General features: G+C 69.0%; 18 protein-coding genes and 1 tRNA gene. 6 read left to right on the top strand and 13 right to left on the bottom strand.

Going from position 1 to position 18421, the window contains the following annotated elements; all coding sequences use genetic code 11:
• Positions 1-617 (top strand): DUF1963 domain-containing protein (locus tag PV721_RS16710; RefSeq protein WP_319724872.1); only part of this gene is annotated, 617 nt, incomplete at its 5' end.
• Between the two features lie 88 nt (positions 618-705).
• Here PV721_RS16710 and PV721_RS16705 read toward each other — a convergent pair.
• Entirely contained in the window at positions 706-2508 is a 1803-nt protein-coding gene (locus tag PV721_RS16705) for a bifunctional metallophosphatase/5'-nucleotidase (RefSeq protein WP_319724870.1), read from the bottom strand.
• Between the two features lie 128 nt (positions 2509-2636).
• On the opposite strand from PV721_RS16705, the gene PV721_RS16700 reads away from it, so the two are divergent.
• Positions 2637-3335: an SIMPL domain-containing protein gene (locus tag PV721_RS16700; protein WP_319724868.1), complete on the top strand. Its 699-nt coding sequence runs from the start codon at positions 2637-2639 to the stop codon at positions 3333-3335.
• 147 nt (positions 3336-3482) lie between these two features.
• Positions 3483-4910, top strand: a complete 1428-nt coding sequence (gene pyk, locus PV721_RS16695; RefSeq protein ID WP_319724866.1) for a pyruvate kinase — start codon at positions 3483-3485, stop codon at positions 4908-4910.
• 99 nt (positions 4911-5009) lie between these two features.
• Here pyk and PV721_RS16690 read toward each other — a convergent pair whose 3' ends face one another.
• A complete protein-coding gene (locus PV721_RS16690; RefSeq protein ID WP_319724865.1) occupies positions 5010-5261 on the bottom strand; it encodes an EF-hand domain-containing protein in 252 nt (83 codons plus the stop codon).
• A 64-nt stretch (positions 5262-5325) separates the two neighbouring features.
• Between PV721_RS16690 and PV721_RS16685 the strand changes: the two genes are divergently transcribed.
• Entirely contained in the window at positions 5326-5781 is a 456-nt protein-coding gene (locus PV721_RS16685) for a MarR family transcriptional regulator (protein ID WP_319724864.1), read from the top strand.
• A gap of 15 nt (positions 5782-5796) precedes the next feature.
• On the opposite strand, the gene PV721_RS16680 is transcribed toward PV721_RS16685, so the two are convergent.
• From PV721_RS16680 to PV721_RS16670, 3 genes are all read right to left on the bottom strand, one after another.
• On the bottom strand, positions 5797-6327 hold the full coding sequence (locus PV721_RS16680; protein WP_319724862.1) for a GNAT family N-acetyltransferase: 531 nt from the start codon (positions 6325-6327) through the stop codon (positions 5797-5799).
• 24 nt (positions 6328-6351) lie between these two features.
• A complete protein-coding gene (locus tag PV721_RS16675) occupies positions 6352-7140 on the bottom strand; it encodes a helix-turn-helix domain-containing protein (RefSeq protein ID WP_319724861.1) in 789 nt (262 codons plus the stop codon).
• An 85-nt stretch (positions 7141-7225) separates the two neighbouring features.
• A tRNA-Leu gene (locus tag PV721_RS16670) sits at positions 7226-7308 on the bottom strand.
• Between the two features lie 92 nt (positions 7309-7400).
• Here PV721_RS16670 and PV721_RS16665 point away from each other — a divergent pair.
• A complete protein-coding gene (locus PV721_RS16665; protein WP_319724859.1) occupies positions 7401-8054 on the top strand; it encodes an ANTAR domain-containing response regulator in 654 nt (217 codons plus the stop codon).
• Between the two features lie 70 nt (positions 8055-8124).
• Here the strand turns inward: PV721_RS16665 and PV721_RS16660 are convergent, their stop codons facing one another.
• The 6 genes from PV721_RS16660 to PV721_RS16635 all read right to left on the bottom strand — a co-directional run bounded on the left by PV721_RS16660 (position 8125) and on the right by PV721_RS16635 (position 14783).
• Entirely contained in the window at positions 8125-8841 is a 717-nt protein-coding gene (locus PV721_RS16660) for an ABC transporter ATP-binding protein (RefSeq protein WP_319724857.1), read from the bottom strand.
• The gene (locus PV721_RS16655) at positions 8838-9836 is read right to left on the bottom strand and encodes an ABC transporter ATP-binding protein (RefSeq protein ID WP_319724879.1); all 999 of its coding nucleotides are present in this window, start codon (positions 9834-9836) and stop codon (positions 8838-8840) included. The genes PV721_RS16660 and PV721_RS16655 overlap by 4 nt, the downstream gene beginning before the upstream one ends.
• A gap of 5 nt (positions 9837-9841) precedes the next feature.
• Positions 9842-11563, bottom strand: coding sequence for a branched-chain amino acid ABC transporter permease (locus tag PV721_RS16650; protein ID WP_319724877.1), 1722 nt, complete (start codon positions 11561-11563; stop codon positions 9842-9844).
• A gap of 5 nt (positions 11564-11568) precedes the next feature.
• On the bottom strand, positions 11569-12501 hold the full coding sequence (locus PV721_RS16645) for a branched-chain amino acid ABC transporter permease (protein ID WP_319724855.1): 933 nt from the start codon (positions 12499-12501) through the stop codon (positions 11569-11571).
• A 108-nt stretch (positions 12502-12609) separates the two neighbouring features.
• On the bottom strand, positions 12610-13842 hold the full coding sequence (locus PV721_RS16640; RefSeq protein WP_319724853.1) for a branched-chain amino acid ABC transporter substrate-binding protein: 1233 nt from the start codon (positions 13840-13842) through the stop codon (positions 12610-12612).
• 542 nt (positions 13843-14384) lie between these two features.
• Positions 14385-14783, bottom strand: a complete 399-nt coding sequence (locus tag PV721_RS16635; protein WP_319724851.1) for a hypothetical protein — start codon at positions 14781-14783, stop codon at positions 14385-14387.
• 202 nt (positions 14784-14985) lie between these two features.
• On the opposite strand from PV721_RS16635, the gene PV721_RS16630 reads away from it, so the two are divergent.
• Entirely contained in the window at positions 14986-15456 is a 471-nt protein-coding gene (locus PV721_RS16630) for a HEAT repeat domain-containing protein (RefSeq protein WP_319724849.1), read from the top strand.
• A gap of 48 nt (positions 15457-15504) precedes the next feature.
• On the opposite strand, the gene PV721_RS16625 is transcribed toward PV721_RS16630, so the two are convergent.
• On the bottom strand, positions 15505-15999 hold the full coding sequence (locus PV721_RS16625) for a hotdog fold thioesterase (protein WP_319724847.1): 495 nt from the start codon (positions 15997-15999) through the stop codon (positions 15505-15507).
• A gap of 54 nt (positions 16000-16053) precedes the next feature.
• The gene (locus tag PV721_RS16620) at positions 16054-18324 is read right to left on the bottom strand and encodes an FdhF/YdeP family oxidoreductase (protein WP_319724845.1); all 2271 of its coding nucleotides are present in this window, start codon (positions 18322-18324) and stop codon (positions 16054-16056) included.
• Positions 18325-18421: the final 97 nt, after the last annotated feature.

The raw sequence follows: 18421 nt of genomic DNA, 5'->3' as shown, positions 1-18421 counted from the left end.
CGCCACACCCCCGCACGTACATTCCCGGCATGACGACGCTCCTCCTCGACGGCGGGCCGGTCGCCGCGGACGCCCCGGTCACCCGCACCGGCGGCACACCCCTGGCCCCCGCCGGCACCGCATGGCCGACCTGCGCCTCATGCGCCGCACCCCTGCAGTTCCTCGCCCAGATCCTCCTCGGCGACCTCCCCGGCCACACCACCACCCCCGGCGTGCTGGCCCTCTTCATGTGCGCGAACCGCCCCGGCCAGTGCGAACAATGGAGCCCCACCGCAGGCGGCAACCTCGCCCTGCTCCTCCCCGCCGACGGCCTGGAACCCCTACCGGCCCCCGACGAGGCGGACCAGGACCTCCTCGGACTCGGAGCCGTCCGCGCCGCCGTACCCGCCCCCACGGCACCCACCACCGCGACGATCCTGGGCCGGCTCGGCGGCACCCCCGACTGGCTCCAGTACGACGAGACACCCCACTGCCCCGCCTGCACGCGGCCGATGGACTTCGCCGCCGAACTGACGGAAGGCCCCGACCCCGTCACCGCCATGAACTTCGGCTCCGGCCGCGCCTACGCGCACACCTGCACCCCCTGCGGCCGCGCAGCACTCCTCTGGCAGTGCTGACCCCCCGCCCGACGGCCGCGGACCGCCCCCACGCACAGCGGCCGGGACCCCGCCCCAGCAGGTCCCGGCCGCACCGCCCGCGAACGGACTAGAACACCGGCACCCCGGCCCGCGTCAGCCGCCAGTCCACGGAAGCGAACTGCGCCGGGTCGATCGTCCCCTTCGCCTTCACCCACTGCACGATCGTGTTGCGGATCTCGTCCGAGTTCGACCACAACTGCCTGGCCTGCGGCACGTGCGGGAAGTTCCCGCCCCCCGAGGCCCGGTAATTGTTCACCGCGAACACGAACTGCGCCGCCGGATCCACCGCCTTCCCCTGGAAGGACAGCCCCGTGATCCGCGAACCCGCCGGCTGCGCGATGTCGATGTCGTACGCCAGCCCGTACACCGCGTCGTAGTTGTAGTCCGGAATGCCCTCGGCGTTCGTCAGCTTCGCCGGATCCACCGCATCACCCGGCGCCGTCCGCACGAAGTACCGCGCCGAGTACTCCAGGTAGTCCTTCAGCTGCGCACCCGTCAGCAGCCGTGCCTCCATCGTGTTCTCGAACGGGTACAGACCCGCCGCGTCCCTGATCGTCACCTGCCCCGCCGGGATCGCCGCCGTCCGCGAGAAGCACGAAGCCTGCGACAGCACCGGCAGCGCCGCCCATTCCGTGCCCGCCAGCGCCGCCCGCACCGTCTCCGCCTGCACGTGGTTGATCAGGTCGATGATCGCCACGTCCTTGACCGGCCCCTCGGCCGAGGACATCGCCTGCGTGGACGTACCGATCACCTGGTTCACGTACGCCACGACCTTGCGGTGCTCGTCCGACAGCAGCCGCGTGATCTTCGGGTCCTCGGCGACCGCGTTCGAGTTCAGCACCTTCGCCGCGACCTTCGCCACCGACCAGCGGCCCTTCTCCCACACCAGCTCGAAGTCGAACAGCGTCAGCCGCTGCCCCCACTTCAACGGCTCCGACAGCACCACGTCCTTGCCGGTCGCCTTGTTCTTCACCCGGTACTCGGGAATCTCCGTGTGCGCGTGCCCCACCAGGATCGCGTCGATCCCCGGCACCTGCTCCGCCACCAGACCGGCCGCGTTCTCGATGTGGGGCAGCTGGTCCCCGTACGAGGACGTCCCGCTCGACCCCGAGTGCGCCGACACGATCACCACGTCGGCGCCCATCGAACGGAGCTTCGGCACGTACTTCGCCGCCTGCTCCTCCAGCCCCGGGAACGTCATCCTGCCCTGCACATTGGCCTTGTCCCAGATCGCGATCCCCGGGTTCGTCAACCCCAGCACCGCCACCTTCACGTCCCGCCCGCAGGGCGTCCGCAGCCGGTGCATGCTGTACGGCGGGAACGCCGGCCGCAGCGTCTTCGCATCCAGGGCGTTCGCCCCCAGCAACGGGAAGTCGCACTGCTCCTCGAACTTGCGCAGCACCGGTATCCCGTAATTGAACTCGTGGTTCCCCAGCGCCGCCGCGTCGTACCCGATCGCGTTCATCGCCTGCGCCATCGGGTGCACCGGACCGCGCCGGGCCGTGATCGGGTCCACCTTGGCGTAGTAGTACGACAACTGCGTGCCCTGGATCGTGTCACCGGCATCGATCAGCAGCGTGTTGCGCCGCCCCTTCTCCGCCCGCACCTGGTCCACCAGCGTGGAGATCTTCGCCAGGCCGACGTCGTTGTGCGCCTTGTCGTCGAACTCCTTGTCCGTGAAGTAGTCCCAGTTGAAGACGTTCCCGTGCAAGTCGGTCGTACCCATCACCGTGAACGCGTACGTCCGCGGCACCGGGCCCTTCACGTCCTGCTGCTGTGCGGCGGCCGGGGTGCTCGTGGCCCCCGCCAACGCAACGGCCGCACCTGTCGCGGCCGTGGTTCCCAGAAAAGTCCTGCGGTCGAACGCCATGCCATCTCCCCTTTTGAGGCGTGAACAACGCGCGTAGATTCTGACCCACTGGTAACAAGCAGCAACACCCCCGTCAGGTTTCGATCCGATGACCACACCCGCACGAGCGACAGTGCGACAGTGAATCCATGACCCAGGACGCATCGCACCAGCCCTACGGCACCCCCGAAGTACCCCGCGTCGCAGTCCGCGGCGAAGCCCGCATCGAAGTCGACCCCGAGATCGCCCGCATCGGCATCACCGTCAGCGCCCGCGGCACCGACCGCCGCACCGCCCTCGAAGACCTCACCCGCCGCAACCACACCGTCCTCGACCTCATCAAGAGCTACGGCGACCCCGTCGAAAAACTCGAAACGGGCTCCTTCTCCATCACCCCCGAACTCACCCGCCACGGCCGCGCCGAACGCATCCGTGCCTACCACGGCCGCGTGCACATCACCGCCGAACTCAGCGACTTCACCACCCTCGGCGAACTCACCACCCGCCTCGCCGACCTCGAACTCACCGAGGTCGACGGCCCCTGGTGGGCCCTGCGCCCCACCTCGCCCGCCCACGGCCAGGCCCGCCGCCAAGCCGTGCTCGAAGCCGTCCAGCGCGCCCGCGAATACGCCGAAGCCCTCGGTGCCCGCCTCGCCGCCCTCGTCGAACTCGCCGACCTCGGCGCCGAAAACGCCAACCCCTTCCCCGCCCCAGGCGCCGGAATGCGCACCATGGCCTTCAGCGCCGCCGAGGACGCCGGCCCCCCGCCGCTCGACCTCGAACCGCAGCGCCAGACCGTCTACGCCCAGGTGAACGCGCGGTTCACGATGACCCCTCCGCAGCTCTGAAGAACCGACGAAAAAGGCGCCCCGGGGGTGCTCATCAGAGCACCCCCATGCACATTCAACAGTTGTCAACAACCTTTTGCTCAAAGGTTGTTGAGTGGACACCCGGAAGCGATTACCTACTCTCCGGTAGGGGAATACGCTCGCCTCATGCGCCGAGCGAAAATCGTATGTACCCTGGGCCCCGCCACCGACTCATACGACCAGATCAAAGCCCTGGTCGAAGCCGGGATGGACATTGCCCGCTTCAACCTCAGCCACGGCACCTACGCCGAACACGAGGAGCGCTACCAGCGCGTACGCAAGGCCTCCGACGAGACCGGCCGCAGTGTCGGCATCCTCGCCGACCTTCAAGGCCCGAAGATCCGCCTCGGCTGCTTCCGCGAAGGACCCGTACTCCTTGAACGCGGCGACGAGTTCACCATCACCGTCGAAGACCACGAAGGCGACCGCCACACCTGCGGCACCACCTACAAGGGACTCGCCACCGACGTCACCACCGGCGAACGCATCCTCGTCGACGACGGCCGCGTCACCCTCGAAGTCACCGACGTCGACGGCCCCCGCGTCCACACCCGCGTCGTCGAAGGCGGCATGGTCTCCGACCACAAGGGCCTCAACCTCCCCGGCGTGGCCGTCTCCGTCCCCGCCCTCTCCGAGAAGGACATCGAAGACCTCCGCTGGGCCCTGCGCACCGGCGCCGACGTCATCGCCCTCTCCTTCGTCCGCAGCGGCCGCGACATCGAAGACGTCCACCGCATCATGGACGAGGAAGACCGCCGCCTCCCGGTCATCGCCAAGATCGAAAAGCCCCAGGCCGTCGAGAACATCGACGACATCGTCGCCGCCTTCGACGGCATCATGGTCGCCCGCGGCGACCTCGGCGTCGAAATGCCCCTGGAACAGGTCCCCATCGTCCAGAAGCGGGCCGTCAAGCTCGCCAAGCGCAACGCCAAACCCGTCATCGTCGCGACCCAGATGCTCGACTCGATGATCGAGAACTCCCGGCCCACCCGCGCCGAGGCCTCCGACGTCGCCAACGCCGTCATCGACGGCACCGACGCCGTCATGCTGTCCGGCGAAACCAGCGTCGGCAAATACCCCGTCGAAACCGTACGGACCATGTCCCGCATCGTCGAAGCCGCCGAAGAGGACATCCTCGCCAAGGGCCTGCCGCCCCTCACCGACCGCAACAAGCCCCGCACCCAAGGCGGAGCCGTCGCCCGCGCAGCCGCCGAAATGGGCGACTTCCTCGACGCCAAATTCCTCGTCGCCTTCACCCAGAGCGGAGACACCGTCCGCCGGCTCTCCCGCTACCGCTCACCCATCCCCCTCCTCGCCTTCACCCCCGACCCCGCCACCCGCTCCCAGCTCAACCTCACCTGGGGCGTGGAAACCTTCCTCGGCCCCCACGTCGACTCCACCGACGCCATGGTCGCCCAAGTCGAAGAAGAACTCCTGCGCATCGGCCGCTGCGTACCCGGCGACACCGTCGTCATCACCGCCGGCTCACCCCCCGGCGTCAGCGGATCCACCAACCTCGTCCGCATCCACCACATCGGCGACGCGGTCCGCTGAACCCGCCCGCCGCGGCAGCCGCGGCCACCGCACCCCACGCATGAGACGCACCGCGTCGGGCAGCTTCCACCGGCCCGACGCGGTCACCCACACCCCGCATTACCAGCCGAAGCGCCGATCGACCACCGTCGCGAACTCCTCGAAGGACAGCACCGCGTCCCCGTTCGCATCAGCCGCATCGAACAGCGCCGACGACGCATCCGCATCCCCGAGGCCCCAGAACGGCAGATCCCCACGCGCGGCCAGCGTCGGCCCCTTCGACCGCAGCGCCGAAATCACCTCTGCCCGGGTCAGCTCACCGTCCTCGTTCAGATCGAGCGCCTCGAACAGCTTCCGGGCCTTCTCACTCATCACGGGTTCCCCTCTTCGTTGTCGACCTTGACCTCAACCTAGCTTGAGCTCATACGGTCATCACATGACGATCAAGGAATACCCCCAGGAGCAGCTCGCCGCCCAGCCCATCGGCTACTGGACCCGCGAAGCGGCCCAACTGGTCATCGGCGGCCTCCGCGCCGCCCTCGCCGAGGAGAACCTCACCCAGCCCCACTGGTGGACCCTCAACCACATAGCCGGCACCCCCGGCGAATGGACCCGCGCCGCCCTCACCGCGAAGCTCACCCCCTTCGACGACCAGAGCACCGACTTCGAAGCCCTCTACGCCGACCTCACCGCCCGCGGCTGGATCACCGAAGCCGACGACCGCCTCACCCTCACCGAAGCCGGCGAAGCGGGCCGCCTCCGCGCCCACGACCGCAACGCCAAGGTCCACGCCCGCATGCGCGAAGGCATCGACGACGCCACCTACGCCGCCACCATCGACACCCTCCGCCTCCTGGTCGCCAACCTCGGCGGCAACGGCGACCTCCCCTAGACCGGGCCGGGTCCGTCAGCCGACGCGCCGGGCCAGCACCTGACCCGGCCAGTCCTCGGACAGGAAACGCTCGGTGGGGGCGAAACCATTGCGCTCGTAGAACGCGACCAGCTCGCCCCCGCCGCCCGCCCAGCAGTCCACCCGCAACAACTCCACACCCGCCCGCCGGGTCTCCTCCGCGGCACGGTCCAGCAGCGCCGCCCCGATCCCCAGCCCCGCGTACCGCCGGTCGGAGACCAGCAGCCGCACATACCGCTCCGGCTCACCGGCCGGAGCGATCGGCATCTGCGGGCTCGGCCCGGAGTCCAGCACCAGGGCCCCGACCGGCACCCCGTCCAACTCCGCGACGTAGGGCACGTTCTCGGTCGTGTACCGCTCGACCCGCGCCACCCCGCCCGGCCGCTGCGAATACGGCGTCGTGCCCCACTGCTCGGTATTGCCGCGCGCGTTCATCCAGGCCACGGCGGAGTCGAGCATCCGGAGAATGCCCCCCACGTCCTCCGGTCCGCCGGGCCTGATCCGTATGTCATGTGTCGTGTCGTTCATGGAGGCAGCCTAGGTCGGGTGGCTTCAGTGCTTGGGCCCGATGTGCGCGTCCATCAGCGCCACGGACTTCCGTCGGGCGATGGACACGTTGAACGGGTCGCTGCCCCGGGCCAGGATCGTCCACCGGACACCGACCTTGGTGAGCGTGTCCGTGCACAGCCGCCGGATGTCGTCCGACTTGTTGGTGAAGAAGTACCGCGGGTACTCGTAGCGCTTCCGCTCACCGCCGACCATGCGAGTGGTCCAGTTGGTGACCCGACACCCGTCGGAGTGGATCAGCCCCCGGAGGAACTCCCAGGGGTGCGCATCGACGATCTCCTGCTGCCAGTCCTCCAGCGCGATCCGGCGTTCGTGCTTCTTGCCGGGCCCGTGCTGCGGGAACAGGCATTCAAGGTGCTTCGAGTAGACCTTGACGTTGTGGCAGCCCACCTTGCGGACCAGGCACACGCGGTTTTGCGGGAAGACCCGGCCCATCGCCTGTTCGGCGGAATTCATCAGGCCGGGCCATTTGTCATCGCAGGTGATCATGAGGTTGGGCACGCGGTGGGCCGAGTAGTGACTTATGTGGCCGTCGCCCAGGTAGAGCCCGAGCAGGTATGCGTACGCCTGGGTGTCCAGCGGGCCGGCGTCACAGCGCGGGCAATCCGGATTGTGGGCTCCCGGACATTCGCCGCGCTTCGCCCGGTCCATGTGTTTCCAGTAGCCGACGGTGCCCAACGGAATATCCAGGCGCCGGGCCACTTCCGCGTTCCGCGTACCGCCGCGCAACAAGGAGAGGGCCGTCTGTCGTGTCTCGAGGCTGTGGAACTCCATTGCGCCACTGTCTGTGACGGCCGCTCGCCTTGTGTAGCAAAAAGCGGACGCTCACGCGAATGTGAACGTCCGCTTTTCGGACACGTACCGGGTGCGGGATTCGAACCCGCACGTCCTTTCGGACAGATGTGTTTGAGACATCAGCGTCTGCCATTCCGCCAACCCGGCTAGGTCGCTGGTCGGAGTGTACCGGGTGACCATCGCGCACTGCAGCTAGGTAGGCTCATCCAAGCAGCAGAGCCCCGCAAAGAGGAGCCCCCGTGACCGCCGAGCACGAGTCGACGCCCACGCCCGACGCCGACCAGTCGCACGTTCCGCCGCTGACGACCCGCGTCGTCATCGCCGAGGACGAGGCGCTCATCCGCCTGGACCTGAAAGAGATGCTGGAGGAGGAGGGCTACTCCGTCGTCGGCGAGGCCGGGGACGGGCAGACGGCCGTGGAGCTCGCGCGTGAGCACCGGCCCGACCTCGTCATCCTCGACGTGAAGATGCCCGTCCTGGACGGGATCTCCGCCGCCGAGAAGATCGCGGAGGAGTCCATCGCCCCCGTGCTCATGCTCACCGCGTTCTCGCAGCGCGACCTCGTCGAGCGGGCCCGGGACGCCGGGGCCATGGCGTACCTCGTGAAGCCGTTCAGCAAGAGCGACGTGGTGCCGGCCATCGAGATGGCCGTCTCCCGCTTCGCAGAGCTGCGCGCGCTGGAGAAGGAGGTCGCGGACCTCTCCCTGCGGCTGGAGACCCGCAAGCTGGTGGACCGGGCGAAGAGCATCCTGCAGACGCAGTACGGGCTCACGGAGCCGGCCGCGTTCCGCTGGATCCAGAAGTCCTCCATGGACCGCCGCATGTCCATGCAGCAGGTCGCCGAGGTGGTCATCGAGGACGCCGAGGCGAAGAAGAAGGAGAGCGGGAAGTAGTTCCTTCCCGGAACATGCGTGAGGCCCGCCTCCCCCCGAGGGGAGGCGGGCCTCACGCGTACAGGACGGCTCAGTCCTCGCCGAGGTAGGCCTTGCGGACGTCCTCGTTGTGGAGGAGGTCCCGGCCGGTGCCGGAAAGAACGACCTTGCCGATCTCCATGACGTGCGCCTGGTCGGCGAGCGAGAGCGCCGCCTGGGCGTTCTGCTCGACGAGCAGGATCGTCATGCCGGCGGCCTTGAGCTCCTTGATGGTCGCCATGATCTTCTGCATCATCAGCGGGGAGAGGCCCATGGAGGGCTCGTCCAGCATGAGCAGCTTGGGCTGGGACATGAGCGCGCGGCCCATGGCGAGCATCTGCTGCTCACCGCCCGAGAGGGTGCCGGCGGCCTGCTTGCGGCGTTCGCCCAGGATGGGGAACATCTCGTAGGCGCGCTGGACGTCCTTCTCGATGCCCTCCTTGTCGGTGCGCAGGAAGGCGCCGAGCTGGAGGTTTTCGGCGATCGTCAGCCGGGGGAAGATGTGCCGTCCCTCGGGGGAGTGGGCGAGGCCCAGGGAGACGATCTTGTGTGCGGGGACGGCGGCGAGGGGCTGGCCGTCGAAGGTGATGCTGCCGCTCTTGGGCTTGATGAGCCCGGAGAGGGTGCGCAGGGTGGTCGTCTTGCCGGCGCCGTTGGTGCCGACGAGGCAGACGATTTCGCCTTCGTTGACTTCGAAGGAGATTCCCTTGACGGCTTCGATCTTGCCGTAGGCGACCTTGAGGTCCTCGACCTTGAGCAGTGCGGTCACTTGGCCTCTCCTTCCGTGCTGGTGGTGCTGGTGGTGCTGTCCGCGTCGGCCGGGGCGTCCGCGTCGGCCGGAGCGGCGGCGTCCGCCTCAGGCTCCGCGTCAGCGTCAGCGTCGGCCTCCGCCTCGGCCTCCGCGTCGGCGGACGTGGCAGCCGCGGCGGCTTCCGCCGCCACGACCTCGGCGTCCTCGGCGGCGCCCGGGTCGCCCTCGAAGGGCTCGCCCAGGTAGGCGGCGATGACGCGCTCGTCGCCCTGGACCTCGGCCGCGGTGCCCTCGATGAGCTTCTCGCCCTGGACGAGGCAGGCGACGCGGTCGCAGAGGTTGAAGATGAAGCGCATGTCGTGCTCGATGACGAGGACGGCGATGCCCATGTCGCGGATGGCGAAGATGAGTTCTTCGGCAGCGCGGGTTTCCTGCGGGTTCATGCCGGCGGTGGGCTCGTCCAGGAGGATGAGGCCGGGGTCGCTGGCGAGGGCGCGGGCGATCTCCAGCTTGCGCTGTTCGCCGTAGGGGAGGTTCTTGGCCAGGTGCTGGGCCTTGTTCTCCAGCCCGATGAACTCCAGGAGTTCCATGGCGCGCGCTTCGCTGGCGGCTTCGGCCTTCTTGAAGCCGGGGCCGCGCAGGAGGGCGGACCAGAGGCCTTCCTTCGTGCGGGTGTGGCGTCCGACGAGGACGTTCTCCAGCACGGTCATGTTGTGGAAGAGCCGGATGTTCTGGAAGGTGCGGGCGATGCCGGCTTCGGTGACCTTGTGGGGCTTGGGAGGCAGGACCGTGCCCTTGTAGCTGACGGATCCCTCGGTGGGGACGTACAGCCCGGTGAGGCAGTTGAAGAAGGTGGTCTTGCCGGCGCCGTTGGGGCCGATGAGTCCGACGATCTCGCCCGCGTTGACCTGGAGGTCGACGCTTTTGACGGCGGTGAGGCCGCCGAAGCGCATGGTGACGCCCTTGGCTTCGAGAACCGTGGTCTTGGTGGTGGTGTCCGTGGTGGTCGTCATGATGTTCACGCCCCCGCCTTGGCGGTGGCCAGGTCCGTGGGGGCCTGGTCAGCGGTGTCGTCGTGGTACTCGAGCTGCGCGCGCTTGTTGGCGATGAGGCCTTCGGGGCGGAAGCGCATGAGCAGGATGAGGGCGATGCCGAAGGCGAGGAGCTGGTAGTCCTGGAGGAAGGCCAGCTTCGCCGGGATCAGGAAGAGCAGTGCGGCGCCGAGGATGGGGCCGCGGATGGTGCCCATTCCGCCGAGGATGACGGCGGCGAGGAGGAACGCGGAGTTCGGCGGGACGGGCCCGGCGAAGACGTAGTTCTCGGGGACGACCGTGCTGTTGACGTGTGCCTGGACGGTGCCGGCGAGACCGGCGAGGGTGGCGCCGAGGGCGAAGGCGATGAGCTTGACCTTGAAGCCGTTGATGCCCATGGCTTCGGCGGCGGTCTCGTCCTCGCGGATGGCGACCCAGGCGCGGCCGATGCGGCTGCTGCCGGCGCGGGCGAAGACCAGGACGACCAGGGCCATGACGAGCAGCATCAGGAAGTAGTAGTTGGCGTAGGCACCGAGGGTGATGCCGCCGACTACGTGGGACTCCCCGAAGTTCCACCCGAAGAGTTCGAGGTGGGGGATGTTGGGGATGCCGTTCGGGCCGTTGGTGATGTCCGGGCCGGAGGTGCCGTCGAGGTTGCCCATGGCGATGCGGAAGATTTCTCCGAAGCCGAGGGTGACGATGGCGAGGTAGTCGCCGCGCAGGCGGAGGGTCGGTGCGCCGATGACCACGCCGAAGATGAGCGAGGCGAGGGCGCCGACGATGACCGCTGCCCAGAAGGGGAGGTGGATGCCGAAGGCGGATGCGGTGCTTCCGGAGACCAGGGCCGCGGCGTAGGCGCCGACGCCGAGGAAGGCGACGTAGCCGAGGTCGAGGAGGCCGGCGAGGCCGACGACGACGTTGAGGCCGAGGGCGACGGTCGCGAAGATCAGGATGTTGACCGCGATGAGCGTGTAGGTGTCGCCGCTCTGCTGGATGAACGGGAAGGCGATCGCCGCGGCCGCGGTCCCGATGAGGGTGACCTGGCGGTGCTTGGCGGTGATGCCGGCGAGGCGGGCGAAGAGGCCGGCCTTGTTCAGTGCGAGGGCCGCGAAGCCGACCGTGATCAGGTAGGCGACGAAGAGCTGCGGTTCCTTGTCATCGGTGTCGATGCCGAAGGTGATGACGAAGAGGCCGATGGCGAAGACGGCGGTGATGACGAGGATCTCGGCCCAGGAGGGCAGCTGCTTGGCGGGGGCCGCCTTGCGGGTGTCGTCCGGGAGCTTGTGCGCGGCGAGGACCGGGATGACCGAGCCGACGAGGGCGACGTACGCGCCGGGTTCGAGGTTGATCACTCCGCCGAGGACGACGGTGATGGCCAGGACCGTGAACCAGGTGGCGGCGAGGTTGCCGAGGGCCAGGAGCCAGATGGCCTTGCGGGAGCCGGCGGGGGTGAGCCAGCCGAAGCCCTTGACGCCGAGCGCGGAGAGCGCGTAGGCGAGGGTGAGGGCGGCTCCGGCGAGGGTGACGTACTGGAGGCCGGCGGGGCTGCCGTAGTAGGTCAGGTCGCCGGGGAACTCGGCGGTCCACGTCCACGCGAGGAAGGCGCTGACGAGGGTGAGGAGGCTGCCGCCGATGACCGCGTACAGGAGCGTGGTGGGCGCGGGGCCCTGCTTCACCGTGTCGGTCTGCGGGGTGGTGTTGGTGGTCATGGTTCTCACGCCCGATCCGCGACGCGCTCACCGAGCAGGCCTTGTGGCCGCACGAGGAGGACGACGATGAGGAGTACGAAGGCCCAGACGTTGGACCAGGCGCCACCGCCGAGCTGCGACATGCCGGGGATCTCTTCGATGTAGGCGATCGAGAGGGCTTCGGCGAGTCCGAGGACGACGCCGCCGACCATGGCTCCGTAGATGTTGCCGATGCCGCCGAGGACGGCTGCGGTGAAGGCCTTGAGGCCGAGGATGAAGCCCATCTCGAAGTTGATCTGGCCCTTGTCGAGGCCGTAGGCGACGGCGGCGACGGCGGCGAACGCGGCACCGATGGCGAAGGCCATGACGATGATGCGGTCGGTGTTGATGCCCATCAGCTTCGCGGTGTCCGGGTCCTGCGCGGTGGCCTGCATGGCGCGGCCGCTGCGGCTCTTCTGGACGAAGATGCCGAGGGCGAGCATGCAGAGCGGGGCGAGGATGAGGACGAAGAGGTCCGCGCGCTGGATGGCGAGGCTGTCGGTGATCTTGAAGGCTGCGCCCTTGAACTCGGGGAAGCTGACCGCCTTCTTGGCGTCCGGGTAGAACTGCCAGACGAGCTGCTGGAGCGCGATCGAGAGGCCGATTGCGGTGATGAGGGGTGCGAGCCGGGGGGCGCTGCGCAGTGGGCGGTAGGCGAAGCGTTCGGCTGCGCAGGCCACGGCGACGGAGGTGGCGGCACCTCCGACGATCATGACGGGTATCGCGATCAGCAGGGAGGTGCCGGTCGGGAGGATGGCGTAGGCGCTGAGCGCGCCGAAGCCGCCGATCATGAAGATCTCGCCGTGGGCGAAGTTGATGAGCTGGACGATGCCGTAGACCATGGTGTACCCGATGGCGATGAGGCCATAGAGAGCACCGAGGGCCAGGCCGTTGGCCAGCTGTTGCGGCAGTTCGTGCACCGCAGGGCCTCCGATGAGCGTGTCGGATAAGACTCCGCGCGAGGGCACTGTTTGCGCCCTCGCGCGGCGTTGGTTCAGGTGGTGCGGGTGGTGCTGGGGACTACGGGTTTACTGGTTGAAGGTGTCGCTCTTGACGTCGACCCACTTGCCGCCCTCGACCTTGTAGACCGTGAGCTGCTTGTTGGTGGTGTCGCCGTACTCGTCGAAGGCGACCTTGCCGGTCACGCCTTCGAAGGAGACCTTGCCGAGCGCCTCGACGACCTTGGCGCGGGCGTCGGTGGGCAGCTTGCCGCTGTTGGCGGCGACGGCGGCCTTGACGGCCTGGATGACGGCCCAGCCGGCGTCGTAGGAGTAGCCACCGTAGGCGGCGTACGGGTCCTTGTAACCCTCGGCCTTGTAGTCCTCGATGAACTTCTTGGCGGTGTCGAGCTTCTCGACCGGGTAGCCGATGGAGGTGGCGAGGTCGCCCTCGTTGGCCTCACCGGAGGCGCTGATGAAGGCCGGGTCCTGGATGCCGTCGCCGCCCATGAGGGGGACGTTGGCGCCCGTCTTCTTGATCTGGTCGGCGAGCAGGCCGCCCTCGGGGTACTGGCCGCCGAAGTAGACGGAGTCGGCGCCGGAGGACTTGACCTTGTCGGCGGTGGAGGAGAAGTCGGTCTCCTTCACGGTGACGTGGTCGGTGCCGACGACCTCGCCGCCGAGCTTCTTGAACTCTTCGGCGAAGATCGCGGCGAGGCCGGCGCCGTAGGTCTGCTTGTCGTCGACGATGAAGACCTTCTTCTTGCCGGCGTCCTTGAAGAGGTACTGGGCGGCGAACTTGCCCTGGACCACGTCGGTGGCGGCGGTGCGGAAGTAGGTCTTGAAGCCGCGCTTGAACTCGCCCTTGCCCCAGTTGTCGCCCTGGCTGAGCGCGGGGTTGGTGTTGGCGGGGGAGACCTGCGCCAGGTTGGCGGAGGCGAAGACGCCCTGCATCTGCTGGGCGACGCCGGAGTTCAGCGGGCCGACGACGCCGAGGACGTCCTTGTTGCCGACGAGCTTGGTGGCGTTGGCCTGACCGGAGGCGGGGACCGCCTGGTCGTCGAGGGCCTCGACCTTGAACTCGATCCCGGGGACCTCGTTGTTCTTGTTGGCCGTCTTGGCCGCGAGGTCGACGGAGTTCTTGATGCCCTGGCCGAGCGCGGAGAGCGAGCCGGTGAGCGGGGCGTCCACGCCGATGACCACGACGGTCTTCTTGCCGCCGCCGTTGTCCTTGGAGTCTCCGTCGCGCGATCCGCAAGCGGTGAGGGTCAGTGCTCCCGTGGTGATCACGGTGGTGAGGACGAGCAAAGAACGGTGTCGCACGATTCTTCCTTTCCCTGGCGCGGCGCTCTCATGAGAGGTGCCGTTGGGTCGCCGGGCCGCACTGGGAGGTCCACGGCCGTGCTGATTCGCGCTCTGTGGCGCGGTGACTGGCCGTGACTCTAGGCCCGAGGTGGCGAGCACCGGGAGGCGGGAAAGGAGGATGTGACGCTCTTGTTATGCCAAGGCCAAGAATGTGTGGCGGGAGTGTGGACAGAACGGACATTTCGTGACGGTGAATAGTGTCCGCATCCTGAGAAATACCTGTTCCCCTAAGGGGCTTGAGGCCTTCATGCACCTGTCTTAGATCAAATTCAGCCGAATGTGGCGGTGCGTGTCTGAAAGAATCCTCCGAGTGGCGATTCTCGGAGGAAAAGACGGATTGCGTACGGCATGTGAATTACTCAGAGTAATGAAGTGCGCGATGTGTCCCCACGGGATGGATCTTGTCCGGGTCGACCGCATGGCCTCCGACCTGCGGTTCGGCCGTGCGCGCGGATCTGCCCGGAAGGCGGACAGCGCGCTCGGGAATGCGGTGACCCCGGTCACGTCGGGGGTCGCCAGTTCTCCGAGCTGCGGGTCGCGCCGCCCTGCTCGGCGCAGCGCCGGGCCACGAAGCGGTCGATCAGCTCAAGTGCCTTGACCTGTCCGGCAGTTCGCTCCTCCGTGCGGCCGGCGGCGACCGCGTCCTCGTGGATCGCGTACTGGTCGTTCGAGAGGCCCTTCTGCTCCCAGTCGAGGCCGGACCATGTGGTGCCCAGGAGGGTCTCCTTCGCCCAGTACGACACGAGGCTCGTGCAGACCTGCACGGGCGAGGGAGGGCTGGCGGAAGGGGTCTCCGGGGCCGCCGCCGGGGGCGGTGCGGAGCGGGAGCATCCGGACAGGGCGAGCGCCGCGAGGAGGATGTGGGCGGCGTACCGGGCCGTGCGAGGCATGGTCCCCATGAGGGGAAGGTAGGCGCGTCACCATCGGTGACACAACAGATGTCACCGCGAAACGTGCGGAGTGGCGGATTCCGGGCGGTTGGCGGGTGCGGTCCGGTCCGACAAGAGGCGCAGGCCCGGATCCGCCGCCGGGTGCGGGGCGGGATCCGGGCCGTCCGGGCCTGCCGGCGGGGCGGCGACCCGCATCTCCTAGGCTCTGGCCGTGAGCGGATACCGGAGCCCGGCGGCATGGATCGAATCGGCCTGGCAGGAGCTGGACGCCCCCGATGCGGGCCGCCGGGACGGCTGCCTCGAAGTCGTCAACGACGTCCTGGAGACGGGCCTCCTGACGCAGGACGACGCCGAGCGGGCGGTCGAGCGCCTCGTCGCGGTCGCGCTCTCCGGCGAGGGCTACGCGCTGCGGGAGTCCGCGCTGCACGCGATCTGCACGGCCACCGCGCCCTACGAGCTCCCCTACCGGGTGGTGGAGCCGCTCGCCGCCGGCGTGGACGGCTTTGAACCCGTGCTCCTGGAGTACGTCCTGGCCGCGCTCGGCTCCACCTGCGACCGGGCGGCGCTGCCGGTCGTCGAACGGTTCCTCCACCATCCCCACCCGGGCGTGCGCAGGGAGGCGGCGGACGCGGTGAACGAACTGCGCCGGCTCCGGGAGTCCCCCGGTGAGGGGACGGACTGACTCCCGGGGCGCGGCGGCCCGGGAGTCAACGCGCCCGCGCGGGCCGGCTCAGGCCTGGGCGGGGGCCTCGGCGGCGGCCCCGGCCGCCTGGTCGACCTCGCGCAGCAGGCAGGTCAGGCGGGCGGTGCAGACCCGCTTGTCCTGCTCGTCGGTGATGACGATCTCGAAGGTGGTGGTCGAGCGGCCGCGGTGCACGGGGGTGGCGACGCCGGTGACGATGCCGGTGCGGGCGCCCCGGTGGTGGGTGCAGTTCAGGTCCACGCCGACGGCGATCTTGGTGATGCCGCCGTGCATCATCGCGCCGATCGAGCCGAGGGTTTCGGCCAGTACGGCGGAGGCCCCGCCGTGCAGGAGTCCGTAGGGCTGGGTGTTGCCCTTGACGGGCATGGTGCCGACGACGCGGTCGGCCGAGGCCTCCAGGATGCGGATGTCCATCCGCTCGCCGAGGTCTCCCGCCGAGAACAGTGCGGGGAGGTCGATGCCCAGGGCCGCGTACTCGTCGAGTACCTCCTGCGGGAACTTCACTGCGTGCTGCTCGCCCATGGTCAGGCTCCGTTCGTCAACGCTCGTTAACCGTCTTGTCCTGAGGTCGTTCTATCAGGCCGGTTCGAAACGCACGACGACGGACTTGCTCGCCGGGGTATTGCTGGTGTCCGCGGTGGAGTCCAGCGGGACCAGCACGTTCGTCTCGGGGTAGTACGCGGCGGCGCAGCCGCGCGCCGTCGGGTAGTGCACGACGCGGAAGCCGGGCGCGCGCCGCTCCACGCCGTCCTTCCACTCGCTCACCAGGTCGGTGTACGAGCCGTCGGCCAGGCCGAGCTCGGCCGCGTCCTCGGGGTTGACCATGACGACGCGGCGGCCGCCGGTGATGCCGCGGTAGCGGTCGTCGAGGCCGTAGATCGTGGTGTTGTACTGGTCGTGGCTGCGCAGGGTCTGCAGGAGGAGCCGTCCCTGCGGAACCGTGGGGTACTCCACGGGCGCGGCGGTGAAATTGGCCTTGCCGGTGGTGGTGGGGAAGCGGCGCTCGTCGCGCGGGGCGTGCGGCAGCCGGAAGCCGCCGGGGCGGGCCACCTTGGCGTTGAAGTCCTCGAAGCCGGGGACGACGCGGGAGATCCGGTCGCGGATCGAGGCGTAGTCCCGCTCGAACTCCTCCCACGGGGTGGCGGAGGCGGCGCCGAGGACCGCGCGGGCCATCCGGGCCACGATCGCGGGCTCGGAGAGCAGGTGCGGGGAGGCGGGGGCGAGGTTGCCGCGGGAGGCGTGGACCATGCCCATGGAGTCCTCGACCGTGACGAACTGCTTGCCGGCCGCCTGTACGTCCTTGTCGGTGCGGCCCAGGGTGGGCAGGATCAGGGCGCGCCGGCCGGTGACCGCGTGGGAGCGGTTCAGCTTGGTGGAGACGTGCACGGTCAGGGCGGTGCGGCGGATCGCGGCCTCGGTGACCTCGGTGTCGGGGGTGGCGCCGACGAAGTTGCCGCCCATGGCGAAGAGGACCTTGGCCCTGCCGTCACGCATCGCCTGGATGGAGCGGACCACGTCGAAGCCGTGCCCGCGCGGCGAGGTGATGCCGAATTCCTTGTCGAGGGCGTCGAGGAAGGCGGGGGCGGGCCGTTCGAAGATCCCCATGGTGCGGTCGCCCTGCACGTTGGAGTGGCCGCGGACCGGGCAGACCCCGGCGCCGGGCCGGCCGATGTTGCCGCGCAGCAGGAGGAGGTTGACGACCTCGCGGATGGTGGCGACGGCGTGCTTGTGCTGGGTGAGGCCCATGGCCCAGCAGACGATGGTGCGCTCCGAGGCCAGGATCATGGCCAGCGCCTGCTCGATCTCCGGCCGGGTCAGGCCGGTGGCGGTGAGGGTCTCGGCCCAGTCCGCCTCCTTGGCGGCGGCGGCGAACTCCTCGTAGCCGTGGGTGTGCTCGCGGATGAAGGCCTCGTCGGTGGCGCCGCCCGCCTCGATGACCAGCTTGTTCAGGAGGCGGAAGAGGGCCTGGTCGCCGCCGATGCGGATCTGCAGGAAGAGGTCGTTGAGGGCGGTGCCCTTGAGCATGCCGAGGGGGGTCTGCGGGTTCTTGAACCGCTCCATGCCGGCTTCGGGCAGCGGATTCACCGAGATGATCTTCGCGCCGGAGGACTTGGCCTGTTCCAGGGCGGAGAGCATGCGCGGGTGGTTGGTGCCGGGGTTCTGCCCGGCGACGATGATCAGGTCGGCCCGGTGGAGGTCCTCGAGGGAGACGCTGCCCTTGCCGATGCCGATGGTCTCGTTCAGCGCGGAGCCCGAGGACTCGTGGCACATGTTGGAGCAGTCGGGCAGGTTGTTCGTGCCGAATTCGCGGGCGAAGAGCTGGAAGAGGAACGCGGCCTCGTTGCTGGTGCGGCCCGAGGTGTAGAAGAGGGCCTCGTCGGGGGAGGCGAGGGCGGTCAGCTCCTCGGCGATGACCGCGAAGGCCCGCTCCCAGCTGATCGCCTCGTATCGGTCGCCGCCCTCCGCCCGGTACATGGGGTGGGTGATCCGGCCCTGCTGCCCCAGCCAGTAGCCGGAGCGGGTGGCCAGGTCGGCCAGGGGGTGCGCGGCGAAGAACTCGGGGGTGACCCGGCGCAGGGTGGCCTCCTCCGCGACGGCTTTGGCGCCGTTCTCGCAGAACTCGGCGGTGTGCCGCTTGTCGCCCTCGGGCCAGGCACAGCCCGGGCAGTCGAAGCCGTCCCTCTGGTTGACCTTGAGCAGGGTGCGGGCGGTGCGGGCCACGCCCATCTGCTGCTGGGCGATCCTCAGGGTGTGCCCGATGGCGGGCAGCCCCGCCGCCGCGTGTTTGGGGGACGCAACCTGCGGAGCATCCTGTACCGGATCACCTGCGGGCGGCTTGGTGGCCATGACGCTCCCCTTTGAACAGTCCTGTCGTACACACCGATCCTGTCACGCTCCGCCGACATCGCCGACGGCGGATTTGCCCCTCCCCGCAGGCCGTCCG

The organism is Streptomyces sp. MB09-01, from assembly GCF_033794505.1.
In the GTDB taxonomy this organism is placed as follows: Bacteria; Actinomycetota; Actinomycetes; order Streptomycetales; family Streptomycetaceae; genus Streptomyces.
The sequence above is the reverse complement of the archived record's forward strand: the minus strand, read 5'-3'. Positions and strand labels throughout refer to the sequence as shown.

What these genes read in the sequence shown, in the direction of transcription:
- PV721_RS16705 (WP_319724870.1), bottom strand. Translation starts at nt 2,508, where the DNA reads ATGGCGTTCGACCGCAGGACTTTTCTGGGAACCACGGCCGCGACAGGT.
- PV721_RS16700 (WP_319724868.1), top strand. Translation starts at nt 2,637, where the DNA reads ATGACCCAGGACGCATCGCACCAGCCCTACGGCACCCCCGAAGTACCC.
- pyk (WP_319724866.1), top strand. Translation starts at nt 3,483, where the DNA reads ATGCGCCGAGCGAAAATCGTATGTACCCTGGGCCCCGCCACCGACTCA.
- PV721_RS16690 (WP_319724865.1), bottom strand. Translation starts at nt 5,261, where the DNA reads ATGAGTGAGAAGGCCCGGAAGCTGTTCGAGGCGCTCGATCTGAACGAG.
- PV721_RS16685 (WP_319724864.1), top strand. Translation starts at nt 5,326, where the DNA reads ATGACGATCAAGGAATACCCCCAGGAGCAGCTCGCCGCCCAGCCCATC.
- PV721_RS16680 (WP_319724862.1), bottom strand. Translation starts at nt 6,327, where the DNA reads ATGAACGACACGACACATGACATACGGATCAGGCCCGGCGGACCGGAG.
- PV721_RS16675 (WP_319724861.1), bottom strand. Translation starts at nt 7,140, where the DNA reads ATGGAGTTCCACAGCCTCGAGACACGACAGACGGCCCTCTCCTTGTTG.
- PV721_RS16655 (WP_319724879.1), bottom strand. Translation starts at nt 9,836, where the DNA reads ATGACGACCACCACGGACACCACCACCAAGACCACGGTTCTCGAAGCC.
- PV721_RS16650 (WP_319724877.1), bottom strand. Translation starts at nt 11,563, where the DNA reads ATGACCACCAACACCACCCCGCAGACCGACACGGTGAAGCAGGGCCCC.
- PV721_RS16635 (WP_319724851.1), bottom strand. Translation starts at nt 14,783, where the DNA reads ATGGGGACCATGCCTCGCACGGCCCGGTACGCCGCCCACATCCTCCTC.
- PV721_RS16625 (WP_319724847.1), bottom strand. Translation starts at nt 15,999, where the DNA reads ATGGGCGAGCAGCACGCAGTGAAGTTCCCGCAGGAGGTACTCGACGAG.
- PV721_RS16620 (WP_319724845.1), bottom strand. Translation starts at nt 18,324, where the DNA reads ATGGCCACCAAGCCGCCCGCAGGTGATCCGGTACAGGATGCTCCGCAG.